This window comes from Bilifractor sp. HCP3S3_D3, from assembly GCF_052063915.1.
Lineage (GTDB): Bacteria > Bacillota > Clostridia > Lachnospirales > Lachnospiraceae > Bilifractor.
Genome location: NZ_JBQHWP010000010.1, coordinates 129,703 through 140,489, shown reverse-complemented (window position 1 = coordinate 140,489; position 10,787 = coordinate 129,703). Strand labels below are relative to the sequence as shown.

The following is a 10,787-nucleotide window of genomic DNA, read 5'->3' as shown; positions in this document are numbered from 1 at the left end:
CTTCTTATAAGCTATGTCCTCCGATCTGATAGATTATAGAAAGTAATATTCTACCATAATCGGGACATTTTCATTTGTGGTACATCAGGACTTTATCATTTATGGCTTATAATCCTCGGCGGAGGTAAATAATTTTCCTTGACAAACCCATACCTCCTGTGTATAATTCTTAAAGTGCGATTGAGAAAATCAGCGGTTTATTTTGAATTCAGGAAGTATGAGGAGGTGTTATAATGTCCATCTGTCCAAAAAATAAATCATCCAAGTCACATAGAGACAAGAGAAGAGCAAACTGGAAAATGTCCGCTCCGAACCTTGTTAAGTGCAGCAAATGCGGAGCACTTATGATGCCTCACAGAGTATGCAAGAACTGCGGAACCTATAACAAAAAACAGGTTATCAACGTAGAAGAGGCATAAACTTCTGCATCCAATATGTGAACGATCCGGACTGTCACGAGAGTGGCAGTCCTTTTTTTACGCGAACAGTGAGCCGCAGCCGAATGCGAAGTATTCGTGTGCGGCGAGCGTCGCGATAGCGAGATAAAACTCGCGCAGCGTGTTTTATCTCGTTGTCTCATTTTGCTTCAGGCAACGGTTCGACGCCCACAGGCGCATTTTGCGTGATAACGCCGGCAGGCGCATTTTGCGTGACATTGACAGTCACCGGAATCGCGTGATATAATTTCGAATAACTGTGAGATTGTAACAAACCTGTAACTTTTATCGGATACAGACAACCGCTGCAGCCGGCGAACCGGCTCACGAATATCCTCCGGTAAGAGCTGCGCAATCAAAAGGGGAATACAGTATGAAGGCTCTTAAAATTTCAGGAATACTTGCTGCCGGAATAAGCACGGCGATGCTTCTTGCAGGATGCTCGTTCTCAGGCGGCATGAACCGTCTGGTCGGCACCGTCACAGACACCGGGAAGGAGACGGTTGTCTCGGCTTCCAGTGAAGAGGGCACGCCGGTTCAGGCGCTTTCCTTCAATACAGATGTAGCGGCACCGGCTTTTAAAAGCGATCTTTCCGGTTCCACCGATGTAGCAGTCAACGGAAAGACGACCCTCTCAGCCAAAGCATCCGCTTCTGACGGTGGCACAATTTCCTATCAATGGTACTCCAACAACGTGGATTCAAACGGCGGCGGAACGAAGATCCCCGGAGCGACCTCTGCAGACTATACACCCGATACTTCAGAAGGCGGGACCACCTATTACTATGTGGTCGCGATCAATACCGTGAAGGGACAGGTCAACGAGACCACCAGCTCCACCCACAGCGTCACCGTCTGGGCGAATATGTACTGGCAGCGGAACGCGGACAATGGTGGCTATCAGTATCTGAACCACGACGACGGATCCTATCCCAGTAATACCTCGATGGAAATCGATGGCGTCACTTACACCTTCAATGACAGCGGATTCGCGGTGGATCCGGACACCGGCGATTATGTCGATGTGACACAGTTCGGAGAAAATGCTTCTGAAAGCTCATCCTCGGACAGCAACGCATCCGCAGACGACGCGGTGCAGTCCTCCTCCGCCCAGTAACATCGTACGGTTCCGGCGGGACAGACGGATTGCTGCTCCCTCGCCTCGGGAAACTGCCGCGGAATAATGAACAGCTGCGAAAGCCGCTCAGCTCATATTTTATATAATGGAAGTGAAGAGATTATGAATGAAAAAGTCAGAGTAGTTGTAGATGCCATGGGCGGTGATTATGCTCCGGAAGAGCCCGTGAAGGGGGCTTTGGAAGCGCTTCAGGAGGACAGCAGAATCGAGCTCATCCTGACCGGTCCGGAGGCCCGCATCCGCTCGGAGCTTTCCAGGTATACCTATGAGGAAAGCCGTGTGAAGGTTGTAGACGCTCCCGAAGTCATCGAAACCGGAGAGCCGCCGGTGAAAGCCATCCAGACCAAAAAGAACTCCTCCCTTGTGGTTGGGCTCAATCTCGTTCACAAGGGCGAAGCAGATGCCTTTGTATCCTCCGGAAGCACCGGAGCCGTCCTTGTCGGCGGTCAGGCGATTGTCAAGAAGATCCGCGGGATTCACCGCGCGCCTCTTGCGCCCCTCCTTCCAACCGCGAACGGGGTATCGCTTCTGATCGACTGCGGCGCCAGCGTAGATGCCAGACCGGCTCACCTGGTACAGTTTGCCGTTATCGGATCCATCTATATGAAGAGTGTTCTGGGTATCCAGAACCCCCGTGTCGGGCTTGTAAACATCGGCGTCGAGGAAGAGAAGGGCAATGCGCTCTGCAAGGAAACCTTCCCTCTTCTCAGAGAATGCAAGGACATAAACTTCATTGGAAACGTTGAGGCTAGAGATATCGCCAAGGGCGTTGCAGATGTCTATGTAACAGAAGCCTTCGTCGGCAATGTCATTCTGAAGATGTACGAGGGCGTCGCAAGCACTCTGCTTCACGAGATCAAGGGCGCGATTTATTCCTCCGCCCGAAGCAAGATCGGAGGGCTTCTGATCAAGCCGGCTCTGAAGTCCACCTTGAAGAAATTCGACGCAACCGCCTACGGCGGCGCGCCACTGCTCGGTTTGAAGGGCCTTGTCGTCAAGACGCATGGCAGTTCAAAAGCTGTCGAATTCAAAAATACCGTTCTTCAGTGCATCCAGTTTAAGGAAGAGGACGTAAATGGAAAAATTCAGGAATTTCTTGCAAAGGAATCCGCTGCGCGAGAGAGCGGGCGTTCGGACGCTTCCGCCTCTGCTGCAGGGGATCCGCAGTGAGGCTGACGAATGGAATTTCAACTGCTTCAACAAATCATCGTGGAGATCCTGCACGTTGATCCAAGAGAGGTCACAATGAACACCACCTTCGCGGAGGATCTCGGTGCCGACTCTCTGGATCTGTTCCAGATTGCCGCGCTGACAGACGAAAAATTCGAAATAGAGATCACCGAAGACGAATTTCTAAATATCAAAACAGCTGGAGACCTCGTGAAACTGATCCGGAATAAAACCAGTAAACCGCCGCGTCCCGCAGGCGGGGCACCACATACTGTATAAGCTGCGGATTGCTCCGCGCTTCGCAAGCGGGGCACCAAAATATGTATCAGCAAGCGTACAAAAAGACTGCTCCCGGTTAACTGCATCCTGTAACCGTCAGCAGTCTTTATGTTGCTGGCTGCCTGACACCTGACAAGAGGCTATTTTTACAGCACTCCTGTCAGCTGTCCGCAGACGGCAGCATCTTTACCGCTTCGGCGACGCAGTACAGAAAGGAAGAAAAAATGGAAGAAAAGCTGTCGGAACTGCAGCAGAAAATCGGCTATACCTTTACAGACGTCAGCTGGCTCGAGCTGGCACTTCGTCACAGCTCTTATGCCAATGAGCACAACCTCGGGCATGAGGGCTGTAACGAGAGGCTGGAATTCCTCGGGGATGCGGTTCTTGAACTGGTATCAAGCGAATACCTCTATGATCATTACCCACAGCTCCCGGAAGGGCAGCTGACAAAACTGCGGGCGAGTCTCGTATGTGAACCGACACTCGCCTATGATGCGCGACTGTTCGGGCTTGAGCATTATCTGCTGCTCGGAAAAGGAGAGGACGCGACCGGGGGAAGAAAAAGAGACTCCGTGGTCTCCGACGCCCTTGAGTCCGTCATCGGCGCAATTTTCAAGGATGGAGGCTTTGCACAGTCAAGAGCTTTCATTCTCCGCTTCGTGATGGATGACGTGGAGCACAAGCAGCTGTTCCACGACTCCAAGACCCACCTTCAGGAAATGATTCAAGCTGTTTCTGAAGAGCCAATCCGCTATGAAATCACCGGAGAAAGCGGGCCCGATCACAACAAGAAGTTCACGGCACAGGTATGGCTTGGCACAAAACTCCTTGGTCAGGGAGACGGTCATTCCAAAAAAGCGGCGGAGCAGCAGGCAGCATATCAGGCAATTATGCATTTTTCACCGGCTGATCTTACGGCAGAAACACAGAACGGATCACAGAAGGAAAGCACAAATCCATGTATCTAAAATCAATCGAAATGCAGGGTTTCAAATCCTTCGCGCTCAGAACCCGGCTTGAATTTCATAATGGCGTTACCGGAATTGTCGGGCCGAACGGATCTGGCAAAAGCAATGTCGGCGACGCGGTCCGCTGGGTTCTCGGTGAACAGAGCGCGAAATCTCTGCGCGGCGGCAACATGCAGGACGTTATTTTCGCGGGAACCGAAAACCGGAAACCGGTCGGATTCGCCATGGTCGCCATCACGCTGGATAACGCCGACCGGAAGCTCAATTTTGACGCGGACGAAGTGACGGTCATGAGAAAGCTTTACCGCTCCGGCGAGAGCGAATATCAGCTCAACGGAAGGAACTGCAGACTCCGCGACATCAACGAACTTTTCTATGACACAGGAATCGGAAAAGAAGGATATTCCATTATCGGACAGGGACAGGTGGAGAAGATCCTGAGCGGCAAGCCGGACGAACGGCGAGAGCTCTTTGACGAAGCGGCCGGCATCGTAAAATTCAAGCGAAGAAAAGCAACCGCCCTGAAAAAACTCGAGGATGAGGAGGCGAATCTTGTCCGCGTCAACGACATTCTCAGTGAGGTAACCCGTCAGATCGGTCCTCTGGAGAAGCAATCCGGGAAGGCCGAGGAATATCTCAGAAAGCGTGACAGCCTCAGAACCCTTGACATTCAATTGTTCCAGATTGATGAGGGGAGGACCGAGGAGCAGCTTCAGGACCTGAATCAGAATAAGCAGATCGCGGAAGAGCATCTTCGCGATCTCAATGCCCGGTTTGAAGAAACCATGCTCGAATATCAGCGAGTCGAGAAAGAGCTGGAAGACCTTGAGTCAAACATCAGCAGTTCCAGAGAAAGCCTGCAGGCAGCTGCGCTCGAAAAGCAGCAGCACGAAGGCCAGATCAACGTTCTCCGCGAACAGATCCGCGCGGCAGAGACCAATCGGAAGCTCCTTCGTGACCGGCTTGCTGCCATTGAAGAAGACAAAGCCTCCCGGATACGCAACGCAGATAAACAGCGGCAGGAACAGCAGCAACTGGCAGAAAAGCTCACAGCAGCCGAAGAGGAGAAGAATGCCCGCAAGCACGACGCGGCCGAAATCGAGGCGGAGATCGCCGGAAAAAATTCCGCCGCAGAACAGAGCCGCAGCGACACGATCGCCCTCCTGAACAACCGGACGACGATCCGGGAACGCCTTCAGCGTTACGACACGATGCTTGAGCAGATCGAGATACGAAAATCCGAGCTTTCCTCCCGCATCCTGCAGATGAAGGAAAACGAATCCCGGGAAAAGGAAAACCTCAGAAAATATGAGGAAGAATTTTCCGCAGTCAGCTCCGAGGTCGAAAAATACCGCAAATCGGAAGCGGAAAAGGAAAAGCAGATCATCGCCCTCAAACAGATGCTCGATGAGGAGAACCATCAGCTGGAAACCGGTCAGACCGCCTATCACAGAGAGGCTTCCCGTCTCGAATCTCTCCGGAACATTGCCGAGCGGTACGAGGGATACGGCAACAGCATCAAGCGCGTGATGGAACAGAAAGACAGCAACCCTGGCATTCACGGCGTCGTAGCTGATCTGATCAAGACCGACAAAAAATACGAGACTGCCATTGAAACCGCACTTGGCGGTGCTCTCCAGAATATTGTGACAGACAACGAGAGCACGGCGAAATACCTGATTGAATACCTGAAACGCGGTCACTTTGGAAGAGCCACCTTCCTTCCTCTGACTGCCATGAGAGACGACACCCCCCTCTCTCAGAATATCCAGTCGGTTCTTCGGGAGGATGGAGTCCTCGGCGTCGCCGACACGCTCGTCTCCTGCGATAAAATCTATCAGAGCGTAATCCGCCGTCTTCTCGGCAAAACCGTCGTCGTCGATACCATCGACCACGCGATCGCCGTCAGCCGGCGTCACCGTCAGTCCGTCCGGATGGTCACACTTGAAGGCGAGCTGCTCAGCCCGGGAGGCTCCATGACCGGAGGCTCCTTCAAATACAACAGCAATCTCCTCGGCCGAAGAAGACAGATCAAGGAGCTCGAGAGCAGCGTCCAGTCCCTGAAAAAGGAAATGCAGGAGCTTCAGAAAAAAATCGAGGGACAGCGCGCTCAGAGAAATGACCTGCGAAGCCGCCTCGCGGAAGAGCAGGATGCCCTCCAAAAGCTTCTGATCCGTCAGAACACTGCCCGCGTAAACCGCGACGGCGCAAAGGAAAAGAGTGATTCTCTGAGCGCAGATTTTGCCCATCTGACGGCAGAGCGTGACGAGATCAACGGCCAGATCGCCGAGATCCGCGAAAAGCGCTCCCTGATCGGCGGCGAACTGGAAAGCTCTCAGAAGGAAGAGGAGAATCTAGAGGATAAGCTCCGGCAGATCACAGATGAATCACAGGCGCTGCGTCAGAAGCAGCAGAATGCTATTGCCGAGAGGGATCAGGCGCGGCTCACATGTTCCAACATCCGCCAGCAGGCTGCCTTCCTCGAAGAGAAGCTCCGCACCACGGAATCCGAAATCCGCCGTCTCGACGAGGAGCGGGAAACTCTTCTTCACTCCATTGACGACGGTGAGAGCGACACCGACAGCAAAGAATCAATGATCACGGCAATTCAGAACAAAATAGACGAGCTGACCGGGACAATCTCAGACGCCCGCGAGAACGGCGAGACTCTTCAGGCAAGAAAAGAAGAGCTGGCCAGAAACCACAGGGAATTTTTCGAAAAACGCGACCGCCTATCCACAGAGAAAACAGAGATGGATCAGGAGATCTTCCGTCTCGATTCCCAGATTGAAAAGCTTCGCGAGCAGAAGGAAAATCAGATCAATTATCTGTACGAGGAATATCAGATCACACCCGATCAGGCCGAGGCTGTCCATTTCGACGAGATGCCCGACCGCACCCCCCTGCGCAAGCAGATCACACAGCTGAAATCCGAAATCAAGGCGCTCGGAACCGTAAACGTAAACGCCATAGAGGAATACCGTGAGCTGAAGGAGCGCCACGATTTTCTCCAGAGCCAGCACGATGATCTGATCAAAGCCTCCGACGATCTGAAGGGAATCATCCGACAGCTTGATGAAGGCATGCGCAAACAATTCAAGGAACGCTTCGAACAGATCCGGGTGGAATTCAACAAGGTATTTCAGCAGCTCTTCGGCGGCGGAAAAGGAACCTTGGAGCTGACCGATGAGGAGAACATTCTGGAATCCGGCATCACCATCACCTCACAGCCGCCGGGGAAAAAACTCCAGAACATGATGCAGCTCTCGGGAGGCGAAAAGGCGCTCACCGCAATCGCGCTTCTCTTCGCGATTCAGAACCTGAAGCCGTCTCCCTTCTGTCTGCTGGATGAGATCGAAGCCGCGCTCGACGACAACAACGTAGGCCGCTTCGCCGCATATCTGCACAAGTTGACAAAAAATACGCAGTTTATTATTATTACTCACAGACGCGGAACCATGGCGGCGGCCGACCGTCTGTACGGAATTACCATGCAGGAAAAGGGCGTATCGGTTCTTGTCTCCGTTGACCTCATCCGCGAGCAGCTCGACAACTGACAGCAGCGCAGCGAACAAATACGGCTGCTTCATGATTTTAAAGGAGAAAAAATATGGCAGGTTTTTTCAGCCGGCTGTTTAAGGGACTGTCCAAAACCCGTGACAGCATGAACGAAAATCTGGACGAGGCCTTCGGATGCTCGGAGATCGACGACGAGTTCTATGAATGTCTGGAGGAAGCCCTTGTCGCAAGCGACATGGGAATTGAAACCACCGAGACGGTTATCGACAATCTGAAGGAAATTGTGTCGGATCTCGATCTCAAAAAGCCGGCGGACTGCAAGAAATACATGGTTGACTGCTTCCGCCAGCAGATGAAGGTGGAAGAAAACGCCTACGAATTTGAGAACAGACAATCCGTCATCCTCGTCGTCGGCGTTAACGGGGTCGGCAAGACGACGACCGTCGGCAAGCTCGCCGCCAAGCTCCATCATCAGGGCAAAAAGGTTATCATCGCAGCCGCGGATACCTTCCGCGCGGCAGCGATTCCGCAGCTGGAGACCTGGGCGGACCGCGCGAAGGTGGATATCATCACCGGACAGGAAGGCGCGGATCCCGCTTCCGTCGTATACGACGCGGTTGCCGCGGCGAAAGCCCGCAAAGCCGACGTTCTGCTGATCGACACAGCGGGACGTCTCCATAATAAGAAAAATCTCATGAACGAGCTTCAGAAAATTTATAAAATTCTCGCCAATTCCTACCCGGAAGCATATCTGGAGACCCTGCTCGTTCTTGACGGAACCACCGGTCAGAACGCCATTCTTCAGGCCAAAAGTTTCGCCGAGGTCGCACACATCACAGGCCTTGTCATCACCAAGCTCGATGGCACAGCGAAGGGCGGCATCGCCGTCGCCGTGCAGTCCGAGCTTCAGATTCCGGTCAAATACATCGGAGTTGGAGAACAGCTTGACGACCTGCAGAAGTTCGATCCTGATTCGTATGTAAACGCGCTCTTCGAATCCAATCCTGAAAACGCACAATGACAAGAAAGCCGGGACAGAAGTGCGTATCCTGACGCGGATCCCCTTCCTCCCTGAAAAAGCACAATGACAGATCCCACACCGCAGAAAGGAAAAACAAGATGAGTGAGAAAGAAATGCTTACACTGAACGCCTTTGAAGAAGCCTCAGAGATCGTAAAGAGGGTCACTTCCGACACCAAGCTGGTCTACAGCGAATATTTCAGTGCTCAGACTGGAAACCGCTGCTATCTGAAGCCGGAGAACATGCAGGTAACCGGCGCCTACAAGATCCGCGGCGCCTATTATAAGATCAGCACGATGAGTGAAGAGGACCGTCAGAAGGGACTCATCACCGCATCCGCGGGCAACCACGCACAGGGAGTCGCGTATGCTGCAAAGGCCTACGGCTGCAAGGCAGTTATTGTAATGCCGACAACCACGCCCCTGATCAAGGTAGAACGGACAAAGAGCTACGGCGCGGAGGTTGTTCTCTACGGAGATGTCTATGACGATGCCTGCAAGAAGGCTCTTCAGCTCGCTGCGGAAAACGGCTACACCTTCATCCATCCCTTTGATGACCTGACCGTCGCGACCGGACAGGGCACCATCGCCATGGAAATCATCAAGGAGCTTCCGATCGTCGATACCATCCTGGTTCCCATCGGAGGAGGCGGTCTCGCGACCGGCGTTTCCACCCTCGCCAAGCTTCTGAATCCGAAGATCCACGTCATCGGTGTGGAACCGGCTGGCGCGAACTGCATGCAGGTGTCCCTGAAAAACGGCAAAGTCACCGAGCTTCCGAGTGTGAACACAATTGCAGACGGCACTGCGGTAAAACGTCCAGGCGAAAAGATTTTCCCATATATTCAGAAGAACATCGATGAAATCATCACCATTCCGGATGAGGAGCTCGTGGTGGCATTCCTGGATATGGTGGAAAATCACAAGATGATTGTCGAAAACTCCGGTCTTCTCACAGTAGCAGCCCTCAAGCATCTGAAACCGGAAAACAAGCGCGTTGTAGCTGTCATGAGCGGCGGCAACATGGATGTCATCACCATGTCCTCCGTCGTTCAGAACGGATTGATTGCGCGCGACAGAATCTTCACCGTCTCCGTCCTTCTGCCGGACCGCCCGGGCGAACTTGTACGGGTGTCCACCGTCATCGCGCAGAACCGGGGCAACGTCATCAAGCTGGAGCACAATCAGTTCTACAGCACCAACCGGAACGCTGCTGTTGAACTCCGGATTACCATGGAGGCCTTCGGAACCGACCACAAGAATCAGATCCTCAAGGCACTCGAAGAGGCGGGATTCAACCCGAAGGAGAAGCACACAAGTCTCTGATCCCTCTGGTACGAAGGCACCACAGAAACATAGAAAGTACTTTAGAAGCACTTCCGGCATTTATCCGGATCAGCAGGCAGAGTCATCCCGCAGGCAACCTTGTCTCAGAGCGGGCAGGCAGAGTCAATCCCGCAGGCAGCCTTGTCTCAGAGCGGATGCGCCTGCGAACCGGATCTGTGCTCACCGCCTGCAGGCAGGAAACGGCATATCAGAGAATCAACGGTCGGAAAGCATGAATCAGAAAATCAACTATCAGAAAGAAATGGAAAAGGTTCTGGCAGAGCTGAAAGCAGACGGGCGTACACCGCGGCTTCTGCTTCACAGCTGCTGCGCCCCCTGCAGCAGCTATGTGCTGGAATACCTGTCACCGTATTTTTTTATCACAGACTTCTACTACAATCCGAATATAGCTCCGGCGGAGGAGTATCGGAAACGTGTCAACGAGATGCAGCGCCTGATCCGCGAGATGCCTCTGCCGCATCCCGTGGAATTCGAGGAAGGTGTCTACGACCCTGACCGTTTCTACGAGATGGCAAGGGGTAAGGAAGATATCCCCGAGGGCGGGGAGCGCTGTTTTGCATGCTTTGAGATGCGTCTGCGCGAGGCGGCACAGGAAGCTCTCCGCCTGCATATGGATTATTTCACCACCTCTCTGTCGATCAGTCCGCTGAAGGACGCGCAGAAGCTCAATGAGATCGGCATCCGGCTCGGAGAAGAGTACGGCATTCCCTATCTGGTTTCCGACTTTAAGAAAAAGAACGGATTCCGCCGCTCCACCGAACTTTCCAGAGAATATCATCTCTACCGCCAGAACTACTGCGGCTGCGTCTATTCCAGAAGGCAGGCGGAAAGGGAAGGCAGAGTATAGCAGAAGATATTGTTTTTATCGTCAGCCGCCGGGTGCCTTGATCTCAGATCTCAGCAATCCGA

At 53.0% G+C, this 10,787-nt stretch carries 9 protein-coding genes; all 9 read left to right on the top strand.

Translation table 11 applies throughout. The features are described 5' to 3' along the window. Window positions 1-233: 233 nt before the first annotated feature. The 9 genes from rpmF (at window position 234) to ACTNDI_RS07890 (ending at window position 10,725) form a co-directional block, all read left to right on the top strand. Window positions 234-419, top strand: coding sequence for a 50S ribosomal protein L32 (gene rpmF / locus ACTNDI_RS07930; protein ID WP_441100412.1), 186 nt, complete (start codon window positions 234-236; stop codon window positions 417-419). Window positions 420-810: 391 nt separating this feature from the next. Then, window positions 811-1,554 carry a hypothetical protein gene (locus ACTNDI_RS07925; RefSeq protein WP_441100411.1) on the top strand — a complete coding sequence of 248 codons (744 nt, stop codon included), beginning with the start codon at window positions 811-813 and terminating at the stop codon, window positions 1,552-1,554. Window positions 1,555-1,677: 123 nt separating this feature from the next. Continuing rightward, the gene (plsX, locus tag ACTNDI_RS07920; RefSeq protein WP_441100410.1) at window positions 1,678-2,745 is read left to right on the top strand and encodes a phosphate acyltransferase PlsX; all 1,068 of its coding nucleotides are present in this window, start codon (window positions 1,678-1,680) and stop codon (window positions 2,743-2,745) included. A 9-nt stretch (window positions 2,746-2,754) separates the two neighbouring features. After that, window positions 2,755-3,024, top strand: coding sequence for an acyl carrier protein (locus tag ACTNDI_RS07915; RefSeq protein WP_441100409.1), 270 nt, complete (start codon window positions 2,755-2,757; stop codon window positions 3,022-3,024). 224 nt (window positions 3,025-3,248) lie between these two features. Continuing rightward, a complete protein-coding gene (rnc, locus tag ACTNDI_RS07910) occupies window positions 3,249-3,992 on the top strand; it encodes a ribonuclease III (RefSeq protein ID WP_441100408.1) in 744 nt (247 codons plus the stop codon). After that, a complete protein-coding gene (gene smc / locus ACTNDI_RS07905) occupies window positions 3,983-7,549 on the top strand; it encodes a chromosome segregation protein SMC (protein WP_441100407.1) in 3,567 nt (1,188 codons plus the stop codon). Before rnc ends, smc begins: the two co-directional genes overlap by 10 nt. Before the next feature lie 53 nt (window positions 7,550-7,602). Continuing rightward, window positions 7,603-8,532 (top strand): signal recognition particle-docking protein FtsY, encoded by a 930-nt coding sequence (ftsY, locus tag ACTNDI_RS07900; RefSeq protein ID WP_441100406.1) that lies wholly within the window; start codon window positions 7,603-7,605, stop codon window positions 8,530-8,532. Between the two features lie 113 nt (window positions 8,533-8,645). Then, entirely contained in the window at window positions 8,646-9,857 is a 1,212-nt protein-coding gene (gene ilvA / locus ACTNDI_RS07895) for a threonine ammonia-lyase (protein ID WP_441100423.1), read from the top strand. 232 nt (window positions 9,858-10,089) lie between these two features. Further along, window positions 10,090-10,725, top strand: coding sequence for an epoxyqueuosine reductase QueH (locus ACTNDI_RS07890; protein WP_441100405.1), 636 nt, complete (start codon window positions 10,090-10,092; stop codon window positions 10,723-10,725). The last annotated feature ends 62 nt before the right edge of the window (window positions 10,726-10,787 follow it).